This is a genomic window from Pseudomonas sp. HS6, assembly GCF_023375815.1.
Lineage (GTDB): Bacteria > Pseudomonadota > Gammaproteobacteria > Pseudomonadales > Pseudomonadaceae > Aquipseudomonas.
Genome location: NZ_CP067412.1, coordinates 6,330,351 through 6,351,805, shown reverse-complemented (window position 1 = coordinate 6,351,805; position 21,455 = coordinate 6,330,351). Strand labels below are relative to the sequence as shown.

Below are 21,455 nucleotides of genomic sequence, written 5' to 3'. Positions count from 1 at the left end.
GGCACTTGAGACCTGGCCGTTGAGTCAGTATTCTCCGCGGCCTCCTGAATTCGGTCTAAAAAAAAGCCCGGATTTAATTCCTGACCGACGGGCCAACTTATCCCGGCCACGGTCAGTACCGAGGCATCCCGAAAACACGCTCAATCGACTGTTTTTCAGCAGCCGACGGGCGTTTTTTTGCTTTTCGAAAAGCCTTGGCTCAGCTCTTGCTAACAGCACTAAAGCTGACCGGATGGATGATTTTTGCAGCAACGAAAAAAGGCGCCACACCAGAGCGCCGACTCAAAAAAAATAAACGTGGAACACCTACTTTGGGAGCAACCGAATGAAACGTATGTGCACCAGCCTGATGCTTGCGGGAACCATGCTGGCCGGCGGCCAGGCCATGGCCGACGGCTTGCTGCAATGGCAGAACAACAGCCTGACCTACCTCTACGGCAAGGACTTCAAGGTCAACCCGGCCATCCAGCAGACGGTAACCTTCGAGCACGCCGATGCATGGAAGTATGGGGACAACTTCCTGTTCATCGACAAGATCTTCTACAACGGCAAGCCAGACGGCGGCGTCGGCAACAACACCTACTACGGTGAGTTCCAGCCACGCATCTCGCTGGGCAAGGTGCTCGACCAGAAGATCGAATTCGGCCCGATCAAAGACGTGCTGCTGGCCATGACCTACGAGTTCGGTGAAGGTGACGTCGAGTCCTACCTGATCGGTCCGGGCTTCGACCTGGCCATTCCGGGCTTCGACTACTTCCAGCTGAACTTCTACCAGCGTCACACCGAAGGCTCGCGTCCGGGTGACAACGTCTGGCAGATCACGCCAGTCTGGTCCTACACCATTCCGGTCGGCGACTCGAACGTGCTGATCGACGGTTACATGGACTGGGTGGTCGACAACGACGTCAACAGCAAAGGCGAATACCACGCCAACCTGCACTTCAACCCACAGGTCAAATACGACCTGGGCAAGGCGCTGAACTTCGGCGAGAAGCAGCTGTACGTCGGCGTTGAATACGACTACTGGAAAGACAAGTACGGGATCGACGACACCCGTGCTTTCACCACCAATCAGAACGTGACCAGCTTCCTGGTGAAGTTCCACTTCTGATCCGGCGGCGTCCTCAGGGACGCCTTCGCGAGCAAGCTCGCTCCCACAGGGTCATGCGTCGTTCACAGAGGTTGTGGACACCCAATAACCTGTGGGAGCTGGCTTGCCAGCGATTGCCGCCACCCCAAATATCAGGCCGGAACAACTGCCTCGGTGATCCCGAGAAACCGGCACAGCTCATCGCGCTTGGCCAGTGCATCGCGCCGCCCCAGGTCGATCAGTTCACTGCAATACCCCGCCTCGAACAGCAAGTAACTCAACACCCCTGCCCCGCTCGTTTTAGTCGCCCCCGGCCCGCGCAAGAACAGCCGCAACGCCGCCGGCAGTTCCTGACGATGCCGCGCCGCGATCTCATCGATCGGCTGACTGGGTGAAATCACCAGCACTTCCACTGGCGCAACGCCCAAAGTCCGCGTCGGCGTTCCGTCGGGCATCAGATGGCTGAACTGGTTCAGACGCTGAAGCAGCTCGATGTCGCTTTCCAGGCTGTCAATGAACGTACTGTTGAGCATGTGGCCGCCGATCTGCGCCAGCGTCGGCTGCTGACCGGTGTAAGTGCGCTCCAGCGGTTGTGCCGGGTCGAACCCGCGCGGGTTGCCACTGACGCCCACCACCAGCACCCGGCTCGCACCCAGGTGTAGAGCCGGACTGATCGGCGCCGATTGCCGCACCGCGCCATCGCCAAAGTATTCCTCGCCGATTTTCACTGGCGCGAACAACAGCGGGATCGCTGAACTGGCGAGCAGATGCTCCACGGTCAATTGCGTCGGCACGCCGATGCGCCGATGACGCAACCATGAGTCAATGGTGCCGCCGCCCTGATAGAAGGTCACCGCCTGCCCCGACTCGTAGCCGAACGCCGTCACCGCCACCGCGTGCAGTTGCTTACGGGCGATGGATTCGGCAATGCCGGGCATGTGCAGTTTTTCATTGAGCAGATGGCGTAACGGCGAGCTGTTGAGCAGTGCCACCGGCAATTGCCGGCCCATGCCCAGCAGGCTGTGACTGACGAATCGACTGGCCTGGCGGATCACCCCCGGCCAGTCGCTGCGCAATACGCGATGGCTGCGAAAGCCTTGCCAGAACAGGGTCAGGCGTTCGATGGCGGCACGAAAGTCCGTGGCGCCGCTGGCGAGGCTGACCGCGTTGATCGCCCCGGCCGAGGTGCCGACAATCACCGGGAACGGATTGTCTGCCCCCAGCGGCAGCAGTTCGGCAATTGCCGCCAGCACTCCCACCTGATACGCCGCCCGAGCCCCGCCGCCGGAAAGAATCAAACCTGTGACCGGTTCAGCTGGGCTCATCGCAACGCTCCGTGGTGCTTATAGGGATGGAAGGTTCAACCGCGTTTGGCGTACAGCTTCGGCTCGCCCGGTGGACGGCTCTTGAAGCGCCGATGCGCCCACAAGTACTGCTCGGGGCAATCGCGCAACACGCCTTCGACCCACTGGTTGATGCGGATGCAATCGGCCTCTTCGGTCTCGCCCGGGAAACCTTCCAGCGGCGGATGGATCACCAGACGATAACCGCTGCCGTCGGCCAGACGCTCCTGGGTGAATGGCACCACCAGCGCCTTGCCCAGCCGCGCGAACTTGCTGGTGGCGGTGACGGTCGCGGCCTGAATGCCGAACAACGGCACGAAGATGCTTTGCTTGGCGCCGTAGTCCTGATCCGGTGCGTACCAGATCGCGCGCCCGGAGCGCAGCAGCTTGAGCATACCGCGCACGTCGTCACGCTCCACCGCCAGCGAATCGAGATTGTGCCGCTCGCGGCCCTGACGCTGGATGAAGTCGAACAGCGGGTTCTTGTGTTCGCGGTACATGCCGTCGATGGTGTGCTGCTGGCCGAGCAGCGCCGCGCCGATTTCCAGAGTGGTGAAATGCACCGCCATCAGAATCACGCCCTTGCCTTCGCGCTGAGCCTTTTGCAGGTGCTCCAGGCCTTCGACATGGGCCAGTTTCGCCAGACGCTGACGCGACCACCACCAGCTCATCGCCATTTCAAAGAAGGCGATGCCGGTGGAGGCAAAGTTTTCCTTGAGCAGGCGTTTGCGCTCGGCGGCAGATTTTTCCGGGAAACACAATTCCAGATTGCGCTTGGCAATGCGCCGCCGGTCGCCGGCGAAGCGATACATCAAGGCACCAAGAAAGCGACCGATGGCCAACAATGCCGGATACGGCAGCTGCACGATCAGCCACAACAGCCCCAGGCCGCACCAGAGTGGCCAGAAGCGTGGAGCAAGAAATGCTTTTCGAAAACGCGGGCGATCCATTAAAGCTTCCGTAAATAAGTGGCCGCGCATTCTACATCGTTCGACCCGGCTTGCGGCTGGCGGGCGTTCTCGTTATAAGTCTCGGCACTTTTAGTGACAAGCCGTTGTATGCCGACATGAGCCAAACCGAACCGCTAGACCAAGATCCCGTGTTCCAGCTGAAGGGCAGCATGCTCGCCATTACGGTGCTGGAACTGTCCCGCAACGACCTGGACAGCCTTGATCGGCAATTGGCCGCCAAAGTCGCCCAGGCGCCGAACTTCTTCAGCAACGCGCCGCTGGTTCTGGCGCTGGACAAGTTGCCGCCCAGCGAAGGCGCCGTTGATCTGCCGGGCCTGATGCGCGTGTGCCGCCAACACGGCCTGCGCACCCTGGCGATCCGCGCCAGCCGCATCGAAGACATCGCCGCCGCCATCGCCATCGACATCCCGGTGCTGCCGCCGTCCGGCGCCCGTGAGCGACCGCTGGAAACTGCCGAGCCTGCTGCTCCGAAGAAGCCGGAAAAACCGCCGGAGCCGACCGTCAAACAGACCCGCGTTATCACCACGCCAGTACGTGGTGGCCAACAGATCTATGCCCAGGGTGGCGATCTGGTGGTGGTTTCCTCGGTCAGTCCGGGGGCGGAACTTCTCGCCGATGGCAACATCCATGTATACGGCCCGATGCGCGGTCGTGCGCTGGCCGGGGTCAAGGGCGACACCAAGGCGCGGATTTTCTGTCAGCAATTGAGCGCTGAACTGATCTCCATCGCAGGCCACTACAAGGTTTCCGAAGACCTGCGTCGCGATCCGATGTGGGGTTCGGGCGTACAGGTCAGCCTATCGGGCGACGTGTTGAACATCATTCGGCTTTAACGGATACTGCCGCATTTTCCAAGCATCTCTAAAACGTAGCGAAAACGGCTCAAACGAAGTAGGAAAAAGGCCAAAAGCCAAATTCCAGCCAAGGCTGTCCGACTGCAGTAGTTTTCAAGAGATGTTTTTCAGGGGCTGAACAGTCCTTCTTCCTTAGGGGTGAAACACCTTGGCCAAGATTCTCGTGGTTACATCCGGCAAGGGTGGTGTGGGTAAGACCACCACCAGCGCCGCTATCGGTACCGGCCTCGCTCTGCGCGGCCACAAAACAGTGATCGTCGACTTCGACGTGGGCTTGCGTAACCTTGACCTGATCATGGGTTGCGAGCGCCGCGTGGTGTATGACTTCGTCAACGTGGTCAACGGCGAAGCCAACCTGCAACAGGCCCTGATCAAAGACAAGCGCCTGGAAAACCTCTATGTGCTGGCCGCCAGCCAGACCCGCGACAAAGACGCGCTGACCGTCGAAGGCGTGGAAAAAGTCCTGATGGAGCTCAAGGAACAATTCGAGTTCGTGGTCTGCGATTCCCCGGCGGGCATCGAGAAAGGCGCCCACCTGGCCATGTACTTCGCTGACGAAGCGATCGTCGTGACCAACCCGGAAGTGTCCTCGGTACGTGACTCGGACCGCATGCTCGGCCTGCTGGCCAGCAAGTCCCGTCGCGCCGAACGTGGCGAAGACCCGATCAAGGAACATCTGCTGATCACCCGCTACCACCCGGAGCGCGTTGAAAAGGGCGAAATGCTCGGCGTCGAAGACGTCAAGGAAATCCTCTCGGTGACCCTGCTGGGTGTGATCCCGGAATCCCAGGCGGTGCTCAAGGCATCCAACCAGGGCGTCCCGGTCATCCTCGACGACCAGAGCGATGCCGGCCAGGCCTACAGCGACACCGTCGACCGCCTGCTGGGCAAAGACAAAGCACACCGGTTCCTCGATGTCGAGAAGAAGGGATTCTTCGAGCGCCTGTTTGGAGGTAGGTAATGAACCTTTTTGACTTCTTTCGTGCCAACAAAAAGCCAAGCACTGCCTCGGTAGCGAAAGAGCGTCTACAGATCATCGTGGCGCATGAGCGCGGCCAGCGCAGCACGCCGGATTACCTGCCAGCCTTGCAGAAGGAACTGGTGGACGTGATCCGCAAGTACGTCAACATCGGCAACGACGACGTACATGTTGCACTGGAAAGCCAGGGCAGTTGCTCGATTCTGGAACTCAACATCACCCTGCCAGATCGCTGAGTCGATCCGGCAGGAACGACGGCGGCTCAGGGCCCTTCCGACACCGGAAGTGCCCTGAGCCGCCGTTGGCATTTGTTACGAGGCTGTTTTAATGCCGCTGTCCAACATCCACATCCTCCATCAGGACGCCGCCGTACTGGTGGTGAACAAACCGACCCTGTTGCTCTCGGTGCCCGGCCGGGCCGACGACAACAAGGACTGCCTGATCACTCGCCTGCAGGAAAACGGCTACCCGGAAGCGCGTATCGTCCATCGTCTGGACTGGGAAACCTCCGGCATCATTCTGCTGGCTCGCGACGCCGACACCCACCGCGAACTGTCGCGCCAGTTTCATGACCGCGAAACCGAAAAGGCCTACACCGCCCTGTGCTGGGGTCAGCCGGAACTGGACAGCGGCAGCATCGACCTGCCCCTGCGCTACGATCCGCCAACCAAGCCGCGTCACGTGGTCGACCACGAATTCGGCAAACACGCCCTGACCTTCTGGCGCGTACTGGAACGTTGCGGCGACTGGTGCCGTGTCGAACTGACGCCGATCACCGGCCGCTCGCACCAGTTGCGCGTGCACATGCTGTCCATCGGTCATCCGCTGCTCGGTGACGGGCTCTATGCCCATGAACAAGCCTTGGCCGCCTGGCCGCGCCTGTGCCTGCACGCGAGCATGCTCAGCTTCACCCACCCGCAGTCCGGCGAACGCTTGCGTTTCGAATGCCCGGCTCCGTTTTAAGCACTGCCTGACCGGCAGTCGCCTGTTTTAAAGGATTTTGTTCCGGATGAGTTGTACTGATTCCCTGGCAACACCCGTCAAGAAGACCCGTCATCAACTGCTCTACCTGATTTACGGCAACCAGGATGTTTACCGGCGCGAAGCCAAGTTCAGCATCCTGACCGCCCTGTCCCAGGCCAGGACCGGCAAGCGCCCGGCTATCAGAATCCTCACAGATCGACCACAGGATTACGAAGGCTGGCCCGTCGACACCGTGCTGCTCGACGAGCCGACTCTGAACCGCTGGCAAGGCGACAACGGCTATCACCACCGGCGCAAGGCCTGCGCCATTGCCGCCGGCCTGCAACTGGCCGAAAAGACCTTGTTCGTTGATACCGACACCCTGTTCACCAGCGACCCGAACCGTCTGTTCCAACACATCACCCCCGAGCAATCGGTGATGGATCGTTTCGAATACGACTGGAAAGATGTCTTTGAACGCGACGATTACCTGAAGCTCGGCCGCGACCTCAGCGCCCACGGCGTGACTCCGGAAAGCGGCTTCAAGCTCTACAACAGCGGGCTGTGCGGCATAACCGACAGCGACGGAAAATTGTTCGAAGAGTCGATCCGCTTGATCGACGAATGGACGGCTGACGGTTTCGACATCCATACCATCGAACAGATCGCCCTGTCGTTCGCACTGCGCAAGCGGCCGGTGGTTGAAGCGCGCAAGTACATCTATCACTACTTTGCCGAAAAGCGCTTCTTCCACGCGATGCAGGCGTTTTTCTTCGCCCAGCACGGCGAAAAATTCAGCCAGCGCCTGGTGGATCTGTGCAAGGACGTGCCACGGGTCAAACCGTTCCCGTCCGCCTGGCAGCGCCTGAAAATCAAATGGAAGCTGCGCAATCAGAGCGGCACGATGCGCAAGGTCGGCCGTGACCTGCTGTATGGCAGCGCCGCGCCGGATCATCCGTACTACAGCGCCTGTCGCCATGAGTGGTGGGAATGTGCCTCGCGAGAGATTCTTCGCTGGGACGAGAGCCGTCAGAAAAAGCTTCTGAACCAGAGTCGTTGGCCGCAACAACTGCCGCGCCCGGAAAAGCCCGAAGACGAAAAAGCCATCATGAGCTACCTGAAAAAACGCGTGGCCGCGGCTCGCTGAGCAACACTGTCCACTGTGGGAGCTTGCCCCCACAGTGGATCTCTTTTTACATTCGATTTCGATTGTGGCCTGCACACCGGCATGCGTTAAACTCCCGCCCATTGCTGTCTGGAGCTTCTTATGCGCGAAGAGTTGAACCAAGGCCTGATCGACTTCCTCAAGGCCTCCCCTACCCCGTTTCACGCCACCGCCAGCCTTGTTCAACGCCTGGAGGCCGCCGGTTATGTGCGCCTCGACGAGCGCGAGACCTGGCACACCGAAGCCAATGGTCGTTACTACGTCACCCGTAACGACTCCTCGATCGTCGCGATCAAGATGGGCCGCAACTCTCCGCTGCACGACGGCATCCGTCTGGTCGGCGCCCATACCGACAGCCCGTGCCTGCGGGTCAAGCCGCAACCTGAATTGCAACGCCAGGGCTTCTGGCAACTGGGCGTCGAAGTCTACGGCGGCGCGCTGCTAGCACCGTGGTTCGACCGTGATCTGTCGCTGGCCGGCCGCGTCACCTTCCGCCGCGACGGCAAGGTCGAGAGCCAGCTGATCGACTTCAAGGCCCCGATCGCGATCATTCCCAACCTGGCGATCCACCTCAACCGCGAAGCCAACCAAGGCTGGGCGATCAATGCCCAGACCGAACTGCCGCCGATTCTCGCGCAGTTCGCCGGTGACGAACGCGTGGACTTCCGTGCCGTGCTGACCGATCAACTGGCCCGCGAGCACGGCCTCAATGCCGACGTGGTGCTCGATTACGAGCTGAGCTTCTACGACACCCAAAGCGCTGCGGTCATCGGCCTGAACGGTGACTTCATCGCCGGCGCCCGCCTCGACAACCTGTTGTCGTGCTACGCCGGTCTGCAAGCCCTTCTGACCGCCGACACCGAAGAAACCTGCGTGCTGGTGTGCAACGACCACGAAGAAGTCGGCTCCTGCTCCGCATGCGGCGCCGACGGCCCGATGCTCGAACAGACCCTGCGTCGCCTGTTGCCCGAAGGTGACGAATTCGTACGCACCATCCAGAAATCCCTGCTGGTCTCGGCCGACAACGCCCACGGCGTGCACCCGAACTACGCCGAAAAGCACGACGCCAACCACGGCCCGAAACTCAACGCCGGCCCGGTGATCAAGGTCAACAGCAACCAGCGCTACGCCACCAACAGCGAAACCGCCGGTTTCTTCCGCCATCTGTGCATGGCTGAAGAAGTGCCGGTGCAAAGCTTCGTGGTCCGCAGCGACATGGGCTGCGGTTCGACCATCGGCCCGATCACCGCCAGCCATTTGGGCGTGCGCACGGTCGACATCGGCTTGCCGACGTTCGCCATGCACTCGATCCGCGAACTGTGCGGCAGCCATGACCTGGCCCACCTGGTCAAAGTGCTGAGCGCGTTCTACGCCAGCCGCGAATTGCCGTAACCGGTCCTGTGGCGAGGGCGCTTGCTCCCTCGCCACGTCGACTGCGCAGTGACTGTGATACACATCACCACCGGTCGGTAAAAAGCGACCTAGACTTAAATCATCCCCTTCGACAAGGCTGTCGCCATGATCTCGATGTCTGCGTTCCACTCCATGCTCATTCCGATTCTGTCCGGAATGATTCTGCTGGCGTTCGGCTTCAACTTCCGCGACAAAAACGCCGGAGTGTTCGCCATGTGGATCGGCATGCTGTTGATCCTGGCCACCGTGGTCTACAAGATCCTCGCCAAACTCAACGAATAAATCCGCGCCCGGCTCGCATTGATTCAGGCGGGCTCGTACACTCGCCCGATCCGCCCCTTGCGAGGTTGACCGCCTAGTGTTCGCTCGTTTCTTTGCCCTGCCCTGCCTTTTCCTCGTCTGCCTGATGACGCTGCTGCCGTCGGCGCCTGCCCACGCGGTGAGCCTGCCCGGCCTGCTCAATGGCTCGAACAAGGCGCAACCGGAGGCTCAGGAACCACTCGGCCAGTCCCTCGACGAAGTCATCAAGTCGCTGGAAAACGACAAGCAACGCGCCCAGTTGCTGAGCGACCTGAAAAAGCTGCGCGACGCCACGAAAAAAGCCCAGGCCACCCCGGAAGAAGGCGTGCTGGGCCTGATAGGCGGCACCCTCGCCACCTTCGAAAAACAATTTACCGGTGCCGACAGCCCGCTCAATCGCTGGTCCGCCGAGTTCGATCTGGCCAAAGACGAACTGTCCGACCTGATGCTGCCGGCCAGCGAATGGCTGCCGATCATCTTCGCCTTCGCCGTGATCCTCGCCGTCTGGAGCCTTCTCGCCGCCGCACTGATCTGGCTCGGCCACCGGGTGCGCATGCGCTTCGGCCTGACCGAAGAACTGCCACAAAACCCCCGGGCCCTTGACATGCTGCGCTTCGCCCTGCGCAAGCTCGGCCCATGGATGATTGCCCTGGCCATCACGGTTTACATGAGCTACGCGCTGCCGTCGTCGCTGGGCAAAAGCCTGGCGATGGTTCTGGCTTATGCGCTGGTGGTCGGCACCTGCTTCTCGGCGATCTGCGTGATTGCTTTCTCCGTACTCGACGGCCCGCACCGCCATCGTGCGCTGTACATCCTGCGCCATCAGGCCTTCCGTCCCTTGTGGCTGATCGGCAGCTTCGCCGCGTTCGGCGAAGCCCTGAACGACCCGCGACTGGTCAGCGGCCTGGGCGTGCACCTGGCACACACCGCGGCCACCGTCGCCAATGTGCTCGCGGCCCTGTCGACCGGCCTGTTCATCCTGCGCTTCCGCCGCCCGATCGCCCACCTGATCCGCAACCAGCCACTGTCCCGCCGCCTGACCCGCCGCGCCCTCAGCGACACCATCGAAATCCTCGGCACCTTCTGGTACGTGCCGGCGCTGGTCCTCGTGGGGATTTCCCTGTTCGCCACCTTCGTCTCCGCCGGCGACACCAGCACCGCCCTGCGCCAGTCGCTGATCTGCACGGTGCTGCTGGTGTTGTGCATGGTGATCAACGGCCTCGTCCGCCGCCACGCCCTCAAACCCCAACGCGGCCCGAAACGCCACGCGCTGTATTCCGAACGCCTGAAAAGCTTCTTCTACACCCTCGCTCATTTGCTGGTGTGGCTGGCCTTCATCGAACTCGGCCTGCGGGTCTGGGGCATGTCCCTGATCGGCTTCACCGAAGGCGAAGGCCACGACGTCAGCGTCAAACTGTTCAGCCTGATCGGCACGTTGATCTTCGCCTGGCTGATCTGGATCCTCAGCGACACCGCCGTCCACCACGCCCTCACCCGCTCACGCAAAGGCCTGGCCAACGCCCGTGCACAAACGATGATGCCGCTGATCCGCAACGTGCTGTTCGTGGCGATCTTCATCATCGCCCTGATCGTCGCTCTGGCGAACATGGGCATGAACGTCACGCCACTGCTGGCCGGTGCCGGCGTGATCGGCCTGGCGATCGGCTTCGGCGCCCAGTCGCTGGTAGCCGACCTGATCACCGGCCTGTTCATCATCATCGAAGACTCCCTGGCCATCGACGACTACGTCGACGTCGGCGGCCACTTGGGCACCGTCGAAGGCCTGACCATCCGCACCGTACGCCTGCGGGACATCGACGGCATCGTCCACACCATCCCGTTCAGCGAAATCAAAAGCATCAAAAACTACTCCCGGGAATTCGGCTACGCGATCTTCCGCGTGGCGGTGCCGTTCAACATGAACATCGACGAAGCCATCAAACTGATGCGCGAAGTCGGCCAGAAAATGCGTACCGACCCGCTGCAGCGCCGCAATATCTGGTCGCCACTGGAGATTCAGGGGGTGGAAAGTTTTGAATCGGGTAATGCGATATTGCGCGCAAGGTTCAAGACTGCACCGATCAAACAGTGGGAAGTTTCACGGGCGTTCAATCTGTCGCTGAAACGGCATCTGGATGAGGCCGGGCTGGATCTCGCGACGCCGAGGATGAATGTTCAGGTGATAACCGCAGGTGGTGGTGGCCAAACTCAGGAATAGCCCCTGACCGTCAGGCCACCATCGCCGGCAAACTTGATCGCCAGATGCGGCGCAGCCGCCCCACTCAACACGATGAGCGTTAGCTCAAGTACCGCTTTTGACGTGCCGGCCCCATCGGCAGGCTGAGTGGAGGGATTCATCCGGGGGTGGGAGCGCAGCGACCGTGCGGCGAAGCCGCATGCATCGAGAGGAGGTGCAGCGAAGCAAACCGTAGGCGATGCCCCCGGATGAATCCCGGAACGAAGGAACACCGAGCCCAGGCGAGGTGCCGAACGCCGGGGCCCAGCCTTTTGCTTACTTTTCGGCGTCTGGAAAAGTGAGTCGCTGTAAAAGCGAAACCGTCAGCGGCAGCACCCGAAGCAACGGATATTCACCCAAAACATCCCAGAGCATGGCCGGCCCAAAGGCCGCCAAGGTCAAGGTCAAACAACATCAACCCCAACGTGAATCGCATCATGCCGCCAAAACTCCAGATCACAATCAATCAACCGCCCAGCCTGATCATAATTGACCCGAGCAATCCGTAACCCCGGACTCCCCACCGACACCCGTAAAGCCGCCGCCGCATCCACCGACAACGACGTAGGCACAATTTCGAACCGCACCCGCCCATAGTGCAAATCGTAGTGCCGCGCATACAACTCGGTAATCGACTGATTCAAATCAAACTCCAGAATCCCCGGAAAAAACTGCGGATTCAGATAATGCTCCACATACAACACCAACCGCCCATCGATCCGCCGCGACCGGCAAATCTGAATCACGCTCGACAACGCCGGCAACTGCAACCACGCACACACCGCCGCTGACGCCGGTTGCAACCGCGCCGAAATCACCTCGGTCGACGGCACCCGTCCCTGCGCACTGACCATCGCGTGAAAGTGACTGCGCTGCATCAGGTTGTAGGCCAGGCGCGGCGGCGACACGAACCAGCCCCGACGTTCCTCGCGATAAATCTGCCCTTGCGCCTCCAGTTGCAACAACGCTTCACGCACAGTAATCCGGGTCGTGCCGAACAACTCGCTGAGTTTGCGCTCGGCCGGCAGCTTGCTCCCCGCCGCGAGAAGGCCGTGGTCGAGTTGCTCCTGAAGGATCTGGCCAATGGCTGTCACCGCTTTTGTTGCCTCATCGCGCATCAACGTTACCTATCTGGACTAGACCAGCACTGTTTCGGGGCAAAACCACACGACTATCGCGTCGTTCGGTCGTGCTGCAAGCCTAGGCAGTGCAGATGACCGAGAGATGACAAAACTCCCGAACGGTCGCCCTGACAACTTGCAATACATCGGCCAAGTCCCTTGCCCACCGGGACTTTGCGGGTGGTCTACGCTTACCGGGCAGCCGTCGATACCGGAGAAATAAAAGCCGGGCCGGGTATGCGCCGACATCAAAGTGTCATCCAGCCCCCCTACATTGGCTCAGGTATTGCTGACCTAGACCAACACAAACCGCAATCGCAGCGTTGAACACAACCAAGGAGCTTCGGAATGAAACAGCTTTTCCTGGCAACACTGTTAGGCTCGACCATTGCCATGTGCACCGCCGCCATGGCGGCTGATGATCTGAAAACCCTCGAAGCCGCTGCGAAAGCGGAAGGCGCCGTCAACAGCGTCGGCATGCCCGATGACTGGGCCAACTGGAAAGGCACCTGGGAAGACCTGGCCAAGACCTACGGCCTGAAGCACATCGACACCGACATGAGCTCGGCTCAGGAAATCGCCAAGTTCGCCGCCGAGAAAGACAACGCCACCGCCGACATCGGCGACGTCGGCGCGGCCTTCGGTCCGATCGCGGTCAAGCAAGGCGTAGTGCAACCGTACAAGCCGACCACCTGGGATCAAGTGCCTGCATGGGCCAAGGACAAGGACGGCAACTGGGCACTGGCCTACACCGGTACCATCGCTTTCATCGTCAACAAGAAGCTGTTGCACGGTTCTGAAGTACCGACCAAATGGGCTGACCTCAAGGGCGGCAAATACAAGGTCTCCATCGGTGACGTGAGCACTGCCGCACAAGCTGCCAACGGCGTACTCGCCGCTGCGCTGGCCAACGGCGGCGACGAGAAAAACATCCAGCCTGCCCTGCTGCTGTTCGCAGACATCGCCAAGCAGGGTCGCCTGTCGATGGCCAACCCGACCATCGCCACCATGGAAAAAGGCGAGATCGAAGTCGGCGTGGTCTGGGACTTCAACGGCCTGAGCTACAAGGCCAAGATGGCTAACCCGGATGACTACGTGGTGCTGATCCCGTCCGACGGTTCGGTAATTTCCGGCTACACCACCATCATCAACAAATACGCGAAAAACCCGAACGCCGCCAAGCTGACCCGCGAATACATCTTCAGCGACGCCGGCCAGACCAACCTCGCCCGCGGCAACGCCCGTCCGATCCGCGCCGAGCACCTGACCCTGCCGGAAGACGTAAAAGCCAAACTGCTGCCGAACGAGCAGTACAAGAAGGTCACGCCGATCAAGGATGCCGATGCGTGGGAGAAAACCTCCAAGGCCCTGCCGCAGAAGTGGAACGAAGAAGTCATCGTAGAGATGAAGTAAGCCGGTAGATCCCCACTGGGTCTGACGCAAAACCCTGTGGGAGCGGGCTCGCCCGCGATGGCAATTTCACATTCAACACATAGGTTGAATGATATGACGCCTTCGCGGGCAAGCCCGCTCCCACAGGATCCGTGTCGATTTCGAGTTTCCCGTTTTTATTGTTTCGCGGAGTTTTTGCCCCTATGAAGCACAACGTCATCCTTGTCGTGCTCGACGGCCTCAACTACGAGGTCGCGCGTCACGCCATGGGGCATCTGCAGGCTTACGTTGGCGCAGGACGCGCCGCGCTCTACCAGTTGGAGTGCGAGCTGCCGGCCCTGTCCCGACCGCTTTACGAATGCATCCTCACGGGCGTGCCACCGATCGATAGCGGCATCGTCCACAACAACGTCTCGCGCCTGTCCAATCAGCGCAGCATCTATCACTACGCCCGTGATGCCGGTCTGAAAACCGCCGCCGCGGCGTACCACTGGGTCAGCGAGCTCTACAACCGCTCGCCGTTCGTGGCCGCACGGGATCGGCATACCGATGACCCGGCGCTACCGATCCAGCACGGCCACTTCTATTGGAACGATCACTACCCGGACTCGCACCTGTTCGCCGACGCGGAAAACCTGCGCCTGCGCCACGCCCCGGATTTTCTGCTGATCCATCCGATGAACATCGACGACGCCGGCCACAAGCACGGCCTCGACACCCCGCAATACCGCAACAGTGCCCGCAGCGCCGACATCATCCTCGCCGACTACCTGCAAGGCTGGCTCGACGCCGGTTATCAGGTGCTGGTGACCGCCGACCACGGCATGAACAACGACCGTTCGCACAACGGCCTGTTGCCGGAAGAACGCCAGGTGCCGCTGTTCGTGCTCGGCGATGCCTTCAGCCTGAACGCCGACGCCACGCCGAAGCAGACCGACATCTGCGGCACCGTTTGCGAGCTGCTCGGCGTGCCCCACGACAAACCTGTGTGCCGGGAGTTGCTCAAGTGAACTCAATGACTCGCGGCAAATGGCTGGCGGCCCTTTGCCTGGTGCCCTTCACCCTGTTCTTTATCGTGTTCGAAATCGCCCCGCTGGTCTGGGTGATGATCAACAGCCTGCAATCGGAAGAGTTCGGTTGGGGTTTCGCCAACTTCAGCAAGATCTTCAGTTCGAAGTTCTATTTGCAGGCGATCCAGTACAGCCTCGAAATCAGTTTCTGGTCGAGTGTATTCGGCATCATCATCGCGGTGCTGGGTGCCTATTCCCTGCGCCGGGTCGATTCGAAGCTGCGCAACTTCGTCAACGCCTTCGCCAACATGACCAGCAACTTCGCCGGTGTGCCTCTGGCGTTTGCGTTCATCATCCTGCTGGGTTTCAACGGCAGCATCACCATCATGCTGAAACAGGCCGGGATCATTCAGGACTTCAACCTGTATTCGAAAACCGGGCTGATCATCCTTTACACCTACTTCCAGATTCCCTTGGGCGTCTTGCTTCTCTACCCGGCGTTCGACGCATTGCGTGAAGACTGGCGCGAATCCGCCGCACTGCTCGGCGCTGACGGCTGGCAGTTCTGGCGCCACATCGGCCTGCCGGTGTTGACCCCGGCCCTGCTCGGCACCTTCGTGATTCTGCTGGCCAACGCCCTCGGCGCCTACGCCACGGTCTACGCGTTGACCACCGGCAACTTCAACGTGCTGCCGATCCGGATTGCGGCGATGGTGTCCGGCGACATTTCCCTCGATCCGAACCTGGCCAGTGCCCTGGCCGTGGTGCTGGTGGCGCTGATGACTCTGGTGACCGTCGTGCATCAACTGCTGCTGAAGAGGAGCTACCATGTCTCGCGCTGAATCCGGCCCGGCCGGCGTCTACCACCGCGTCGTGGTGTACCTGCTGTTCGCCATCCTGCTGCTGCCGCTGGTGGGCACGCTGGTCTACTCGATCGCCAGCAGTTGGTCGGCCACCATCCTGCCCAGCGGTTTCACCTTCAAGTGGTACATCCAGTTGTGGAGCGATCCGCGCTTCCTGCACGCCTTCGGCCAGTCGTTGCTGGTGTGCGTCGGGGCGTTGATCCTGTCGGTGGTGCTGATCCTGCCGCTGCTCTTCGTGGTGCATTACCACTTCCCGAAACTCGATGCGCTGATGAACATCCTGATCCTGCTGCCCTTCGCGGTGCCGCCGGTGGTGTCGTCGGTGGGGCTGCTGCAGCTCTACGGCTCCGGACCATTCGCGATGGTCGGTACACCGTGGATCCTGATCGGTTGTTACTTCACCGTGGCACTGCCGTTCATGTACCGGGCGATCACCAACAACCTGCAAGCGATCAACCTGCGCGACCTGATGGACGCCGCCCAACTGCTCGGCGCCAGCACCTTTCAGGCTGCATTCCTGGTGGTGCTGCCGAACCTGCGCAAAGGCCTGATGGTCGCGTTGCTGCTGTCGTTCTCATTCCTGTTCGGTGAGTTCGTGTTCGCCAATATCCTGGTCGGCACCCGCTACGAAACCCTGCAGGTCTACCTCAACAACATGCGCAACAGCAGCGGCCACTTCACCAGTGCGCTGGTAATCTCCTACTTCTTTTTCGTGCTGGTCCTGACCTGGGTCGCCAACATCTTGAACAAGGACAAAAGCGAATGAGCTATGTCAGCGTCCAACATCTGCAAAAAAACTACGCTGGAACGACCGTGTTCAGCGACATCAACTGCGAGATCCAGAAAGGTGAATTCGTCACCCTGCTCGGCCCGTCCGGTTGCGGCAAATCCACCCTGCTGCGCTGCATCGCCGGCCTGACGCCAGTGGATGGCGGCAAGATTCTGCTTGATGGCGTCGACATCGTCCCGCTCACCCCGCAGAAACGCGGCATCGGCATGGTGTTCCAGAGCTACGCACTGTTTCCCAACATGACCGTGGAGCAAAACGTCGCCTTCGGCCTGCGCATGCAAAAGGTCAATGCCGACGACAGCCACAAGCGCGTCGCCGAAGTGTTGAAACTGGTTGAGCTCAACGATTTCGCCAGCCGTTATCCGCACCAACTCTCCGGCGGTCAGTGCCAGCGTGTCGCCCTCGCCCGCTCGCTGGTCACCCGTCCGCGTCTGTTGTTGCTGGACGAACCGCTGTCGGCCCTCGATGCGCGGATTCGCAAACACCTGCGTGAACAGATCCGTCAGATCCAGCGCGAACTCGGTCTGACCACGATCTTCGTCACCCACGATCAGGAAGAAGCCCTGACCATGTCTGACCGGATTTTCCTGATGAATCAGGGAAAGATCGTACAAAGCGGCGACGCCGAAACCCTCTACACCGCACCGGTCGACGTGTTCGCCGCCGGCTTCATCGGCAACTACAACCTGCTGGATGCCGACAGTGCCTCGAAACTGTTGCAGCGGCCGATCAACCATCGCATCGCCATTCGCCCGGAGGCCATCGAACTGAGCCTGAACGGCGAGCTCGATGCACAGATTCGCAGCCACAGCCTGCTGGGCAATGTGATCCGTTATCGCATCGAGGCCCGGGGCGTGGAATTGGTGGTGGACGTGCTCAACCGTTCGGCGGCGGATCTGCATCCCGACGGTCAGCGCCTGGCACTTTCCATCGATCCGACGGCCCTGTGTGAGGTAGCCTGATGACTTTGCTGACGTTGAAGAGAGAACTGCACTGATGGCTCTGGCAATTTTTGATCTGGACGAAACCCTGATCCACGGCGACTGCGCCACCCTCTGGAGCGAGCAGATGGGGCGCCTGGGCTGGGTCGATCCCGAGTCGTTCATGCGCAAGAACAACGAGCTGATGGACGCCTACAGCCACGGCAAGTTGCGCATGGAAGACTTCATGGAGTTCAGCCTCGAACCCTTGATCGGCCGCACCCCGGAAGAGGTCGAACACCTGGTCGGACCGTGGGTGGAAGACTTCATCGAACCGATCATCTTCAGCGACGCGACCAAAACCATCGCCGCCCATCGCAAGGCCGGCGACCGGATTCTGGTGATCTCGGCCTCGGGTACGCACCTGGTCAAACCCATCGCCGAGCGATTGGGCATCGATGAGATTCTGGGCATCGAACTGGAAGTGGCACATGGCGTGTACAGCGGCCACACCGTGGGCACGCTGACCTACCGCGAAGGCAAGATCACCCGTTTGCTGGAATGGCTGGACGCCGAAGAGGAAAACCTTGAAGGAGCGAGTTTCTATTCCGACTCTCGCAATGACCTGCCGCTGCTGCTGAAGGTGGATTACCCGCACGTGGTCAATCCGGATCCGGTGTTGCGCGAGCAGGCCGAGAAGTCCGGCTGGCCGATTCACCTCTGGAAGTAAGCGATTGTCTTGTGGGAGCAGGCCTGCTCCCACAAGCATCGATGATCAGCTCAGGCTTTCGTCGATCACCAGCACCAGTTTCCCCGCCACCGTATTGCTCGCCAGCTCGGCGAACGCCGCCTCTGCATCCTTGATCGCAAAAGCCTTGGCCAGTTGCGGCTTCAAGCGTCCCTCGGAAAACAGCGGCCACACGTACTGGCTCAGATCACTGAACAGATCCGCCTTGAACTGATCGCCACGACTGCGCAGGGTCGAACCCAGCAGTTGCACGCGCTTGGCCAGCACCTGGGCCAGATCGAGTTTCGCTTCGCGGCCGCCCATCAGACCGATGAGCACCCAGCGTCCGTCCTGAGCCATCAGCTTCAGATTCAGCGCCGAATAGTTACCGCCGACCGGATCCAGGATCACATCAAACGGCCCAAAATCCCGCAGGCTCTCCAGATCGTCGGTGCGCACCACACCACCCTGGGCCCCCAGCGCTTCACAGTAGGCCAAACGCTCGGCCGAGCCGACGCTGACCCAGCACGGATTGCCGAACGCCTTGCACAACTGAATGGCGGCTGAACCGATGCCACTGGCGCCGGCATGCAGAAGAACTTTCTCACCCGGTTTGAGCGCAGCGAGTTGAAACACATTTAGCCAGACGGTCGCGTAAACCTCGGGCAACGCTGCCGCCTCGATCAGCGACACACCTTCCGGAACCGGCAGCACATGCCGTCCGTCGACGACCACTTCTTCGGCCATCCCGCCCCCGGCCAGCAAGGCGCAGACACGATCACCGACCTGCCAGGAAGAACCGGCGCCGACTTCGCTGATCACCCCGGAGCACTCAAGACCGAGCACCTGACTGGCACCCGGCGGCGGCGGATAAAGGCCCGCCTTCTGTAATAAATCCGCGCGATTGAGGCCGGCTGCCGCCACCCGGATGCGAACTTGTCCTACATCACAAGTAGGACTCGGCTCATCAAGCCATGCCACTTGACCTTCAACGCCTTGCAATGCCTTCACAGTGCCTCCATAGTGAGTCTGGACTGAGCCCGAAGCTGTAGCGCCGGGCTTTTTGCATTATGCGACCGGCCCTGGGGTCTGAACGAACGCTGAACAGCAGTTATCGTACAGAGCGTAGAGGTACCGGCGACTTCAAAGACGGCCTAATATGCGTTATCAATTGTCCCCGCGTCGAATCAGCATGAAGCATTTGCTCCCCAGCACCGCCCTCGCTCTTTTCATCGGTATCGGCCTCTTGCCGGTGTCGGGCACCACATTCGCAGCCAACAGCTGGGACAAGTTGCAGCCTGATCGCGATGAAGTGATCGCCAGTCTGAACGTCGTCGAGTTGCTCAAACGTCATCACTACAGCAAGCCGCCGCTTGACGATGCGCGCTCAGTGATCATCTACGACAGCTACATCAAGCTGCTGGACCCGTCGCGCAGCTACTTCATGGCCAGCGACATCGCCGAATTCGACAAGTGGAAGACCCAGTTCGACGACTTCCTCAAGAGCGGCGACCTCAACGCCGGCTTCACCATCTACAAGCGTTATCTGGATCGCGTGAAATCGCGTCTGGACTTCGCCATTGCCGAGCTGAACAAAGGCGTCGACAAGATGGACTTCACCACGAAGGAAACCTTGCTGATCGATCGCAAGGACGCCCCGTGGCTCAAATCCACCGCCGAACTTGACGACCTGTGGCGCAAACGCGTCAAGGACGAAGTGCTGCGGCAGAAGATCGCCGGCAAGGATCCGAAGCAGATCCAGGAAACGCTGACCAAGCGCTACAAGAACCAGTTGACGCGCCTGGACCAGACCCGTGCCGAAGATATCTTCCAGGCATACATCAACACCTTCGCCATGTCCTACGACCCGCACACCAACTATCTGTCGCCGGATAACGCGGAAAACTTCGACATCAACATGAGCCTGTCCCTCGAGGGCATCGGCGCCGTGTTGCAGAGCGACAACGACCAAGTGAAAGTCGTGCGTCTGGTGCCCGCAGGTCCTGCGGACAAGACCAAGCAGGTGGCTCCGGCAGACAAGATCATCGGCGTTGCTCAAGCCAACAAAGAGATGGTCGACGTGGTCGGCTGGCGTCTGGACGAAGTGGTCAAGCTGATCCGTGGCCCGAAAGGCACCGTGGTTCGTCTGGAAGTCATCCCGGCGAGCAATGCGCCGAACGACCAGACCAGCAAGATCGTGCCGATCACCCGCGAAGCGGTGAAGCTCGAAGACCAGGCCGTGAAGAAGTCCATCCTGAACCTGAAACAGGACGGCAAGGACTACAAGCTCGGCGTGATCGAGATTCCGGCCTTCTACCTCGACTTCAAGGCGTTCCGTGCCGGCGATCCGGACTACAAGAGCACCACCCGCGACGTCAAGAAACTGCTGACCGAACTGCAGAAAGAGAAAGTCGACGGCGTGGTCATCGACCTGCGCAACAACGGCGGCGGTTCCCTGCAGGAAGCCACCGAGCTGACCAGCCTGTTCATCGACAAGGGCCCTACCGTGCTCGTGCGTAACGCCGATGGCCGGGTCGATGTGCTCGAAGACGAAAACCCGGGTGCGTTCTACAAAGGCCCGATGGCGCTGCTGGTCAACCGCCTGTCCGCATCGGCTTCGGAGATCTTCGCCGGCGCCATGCAGGACTACCACCGCGCGCTGATCATCGGTGGCCAGACCTTCGGCAAAGGCACCGTGCAGACCATCCAGCCGCTGAACCATGGTGAACTGAAACTGACCCTGGCCAAGTTCTACCGGGTATCCGGCCAGAGCACCCAGCATCAGGGCGTACTGCCGGACATCGATTACCCGTCGATCATCGACACCAAGGAAATCGGCGAGAGCGCTCTGCCGGAAGCCATGCCATGGGACACCATCAAGCCGGCCATCAAGCCTGCGGTTGACCCGTTCAAGCCTTACATTGCGCAGCTCAAGTCGGAGCATGACGTACGTTCGGCCAAGGACGCGGAGTTCGTGTTCATTCGCGACAAGCTGGCCCTGGCACAGAAACTGATGGAAGAGAAAACCGTCAGCCTCAATGAAGCCGATCGCCGTGCCCAGCACGCCGATATCGACGCCAAGCAACTGGCGATGGAAAACATCCGTCGCAAGGCCAAAGGCGAAGAACCGCTCAAAGAGCTGAAGAAAGAGGACGACGACGCCCTCGCGGCAGCCGAGCCGGACAAGGTCAAACCGGAAGACGACGCCTACCTGAGCGAGACCGGGCGCGTACTGCTGGATTACCTGAAGCTGAGCAATCAGGTGGCCAAGAAGTAAGGTGATGGCAATTTAATGCTGACGATCCCCGGATCGTCATC

The 21,455-nt window shown here is 60.5% G+C and carries 20 protein-coding genes; 16 read left to right on the top strand and 4 right to left on the bottom strand.

The window, feature by feature from the left end; translation table 11 throughout:
* The first annotated feature begins 325 nt into the window (after positions 1–325).
* Positions 326–1,111, top strand: coding sequence for an outer membrane protein OmpK (locus JJN09_RS28740; protein WP_249484826.1), 786 nt, complete (start codon positions 326–328; stop codon positions 1,109–1,111).
* Between the two features lie 131 nt (positions 1,112–1,242).
* Here JJN09_RS28740 and JJN09_RS28735 read toward each other — a convergent pair whose 3' ends face one another.
* Positions 1,243–2,415, bottom strand: a complete 1,173-nt coding sequence (locus tag JJN09_RS28735) for a patatin-like phospholipase family protein (RefSeq protein ID WP_249484825.1) — start codon at positions 2,413–2,415, stop codon at positions 1,243–1,245.
* Between the two features lie 35 nt (positions 2,416–2,450).
* Positions 2,451–3,383, bottom strand: coding sequence for a lipid A biosynthesis lauroyl acyltransferase (locus tag JJN09_RS28730; protein ID WP_085732337.1), 933 nt, complete (start codon positions 3,381–3,383; stop codon positions 2,451–2,453).
* A gap of 116 nt (positions 3,384–3,499) precedes the next feature.
* On the opposite strand from JJN09_RS28730, the gene minC reads away from it, so the two are divergent.
* From minC to JJN09_RS28690, 8 genes are all read left to right on the top strand, one after another.
* The gene (minC, locus tag JJN09_RS28725; RefSeq protein WP_249484824.1) at positions 3,500–4,237 is read left to right on the top strand and encodes a septum site-determining protein MinC; all 738 of its coding nucleotides are present in this window, start codon (positions 3,500–3,502) and stop codon (positions 4,235–4,237) included.
* Positions 4,238–4,406: 169 nt separating this feature from the next.
* Positions 4,407–5,219 carry a septum site-determining protein MinD gene (gene minD, locus JJN09_RS28720; RefSeq protein WP_096822931.1) on the top strand — a complete coding sequence of 271 codons (813 nt, stop codon included), beginning with the start codon at positions 4,407–4,409 and terminating at the stop codon, positions 5,217–5,219.
* Entirely contained in the window at positions 5,219–5,473 is a 255-nt protein-coding gene (gene minE, locus JJN09_RS28715; RefSeq protein WP_003223146.1) for a cell division topological specificity factor MinE, read from the top strand. Before minD ends, minE begins: the two co-directional genes overlap by 1 nt.
* A 91-nt stretch (positions 5,474–5,564) precedes the next feature.
* Positions 5,565–6,200, top strand: a complete 636-nt coding sequence (locus JJN09_RS28710; protein WP_249484823.1) for an RluA family pseudouridine synthase — start codon at positions 5,565–5,567, stop codon at positions 6,198–6,200.
* Between the two features lie 46 nt (positions 6,201–6,246).
* Entirely contained in the window at positions 6,247–7,347 is a 1,101-nt protein-coding gene (locus JJN09_RS28705; protein ID WP_249484822.1) for a hypothetical protein, read from the top strand.
* A gap of 120 nt (positions 7,348–7,467) precedes the next feature.
* Positions 7,468–8,757: a M18 family aminopeptidase gene (locus tag JJN09_RS28700; RefSeq protein WP_085710626.1), complete on the top strand. Its 1,290-nt coding sequence runs from the start codon at positions 7,468–7,470 to the stop codon at positions 8,755–8,757.
* A 126-nt stretch (positions 8,758–8,883) separates the two neighbouring features.
* Entirely contained in the window at positions 8,884–9,060 is a 177-nt protein-coding gene (locus JJN09_RS28695) for a hypothetical protein (RefSeq protein ID WP_170929629.1), read from the top strand.
* A 76-nt stretch (positions 9,061–9,136) separates the two neighbouring features.
* A complete protein-coding gene (locus JJN09_RS28690; RefSeq protein ID WP_249484821.1) occupies positions 9,137–11,296 on the top strand; it encodes a mechanosensitive ion channel family protein in 2,160 nt (719 codons plus the stop codon).
* Positions 11,297–11,718: 422 nt separating this feature from the next.
* Here JJN09_RS28690 and JJN09_RS28685 read toward each other — a convergent pair whose 3' ends face one another.
* Positions 11,719–12,432, bottom strand: coding sequence for a UTRA domain-containing protein (locus JJN09_RS28685; protein ID WP_085701120.1), 714 nt, complete (start codon positions 12,430–12,432; stop codon positions 11,719–11,721).
* Positions 12,433–12,783: 351 nt separating this feature from the next.
* Between JJN09_RS28685 and JJN09_RS28680 the strand changes: the two genes are divergently transcribed.
* From JJN09_RS28680 to JJN09_RS28655, 6 genes are all read left to right on the top strand, one after another.
* Positions 12,784–13,848, top strand: a complete 1,065-nt coding sequence (locus tag JJN09_RS28680; RefSeq protein ID WP_085710620.1) for an ABC transporter substrate-binding protein — start codon at positions 12,784–12,786, stop codon at positions 13,846–13,848.
* A 182-nt stretch (positions 13,849–14,030) separates the two neighbouring features.
* Positions 14,031–14,837, top strand: a complete 807-nt coding sequence (locus tag JJN09_RS28675; RefSeq protein WP_102622780.1) for an alkaline phosphatase family protein — start codon at positions 14,031–14,033, stop codon at positions 14,835–14,837.
* Positions 14,838–14,842: 5 nt separating this feature from the next.
* The gene (locus tag JJN09_RS28670) at positions 14,843–15,679 is read left to right on the top strand and encodes an ABC transporter permease subunit (RefSeq protein WP_249490867.1); all 837 of its coding nucleotides are present in this window, start codon (positions 14,843–14,845) and stop codon (positions 15,677–15,679) included.
* Entirely contained in the window at positions 15,666–16,466 is an 801-nt protein-coding gene (locus JJN09_RS28665; protein WP_096822924.1) for an ABC transporter permease, read from the top strand. The genes JJN09_RS28670 and JJN09_RS28665 overlap by 14 nt, the downstream gene beginning before the upstream one ends.
* A complete protein-coding gene (locus tag JJN09_RS28660; RefSeq protein WP_192560138.1) occupies positions 16,463–17,452 on the top strand; it encodes an ABC transporter ATP-binding protein in 990 nt (329 codons plus the stop codon). The genes JJN09_RS28665 and JJN09_RS28660 overlap by 4 nt, the downstream gene beginning before the upstream one ends.
* Before the next feature lie 34 nt (positions 17,453–17,486).
* The gene (locus JJN09_RS28655) at positions 17,487–18,140 is read left to right on the top strand and encodes an HAD family phosphatase (RefSeq protein WP_102622779.1); all 654 of its coding nucleotides are present in this window, start codon (positions 17,487–17,489) and stop codon (positions 18,138–18,140) included.
* A gap of 45 nt (positions 18,141–18,185) precedes the next feature.
* Here the strand turns inward: JJN09_RS28655 and JJN09_RS28650 are convergent, their stop codons facing one another.
* The gene (locus JJN09_RS28650; RefSeq protein ID WP_249484820.1) at positions 18,186–19,148 is read right to left on the bottom strand and encodes a zinc-binding dehydrogenase; all 963 of its coding nucleotides are present in this window, start codon (positions 19,146–19,148) and stop codon (positions 18,186–18,188) included.
* A gap of 181 nt (positions 19,149–19,329) precedes the next feature.
* Between JJN09_RS28650 and JJN09_RS28645 the strand changes: the two genes are divergently transcribed.
* Entirely contained in the window at positions 19,330–21,414 is a 2,085-nt protein-coding gene (locus tag JJN09_RS28645; RefSeq protein WP_249484819.1) for a carboxy terminal-processing peptidase, read from the top strand.
* The last annotated feature ends 41 nt before the right edge of the window (positions 21,415–21,455 follow it).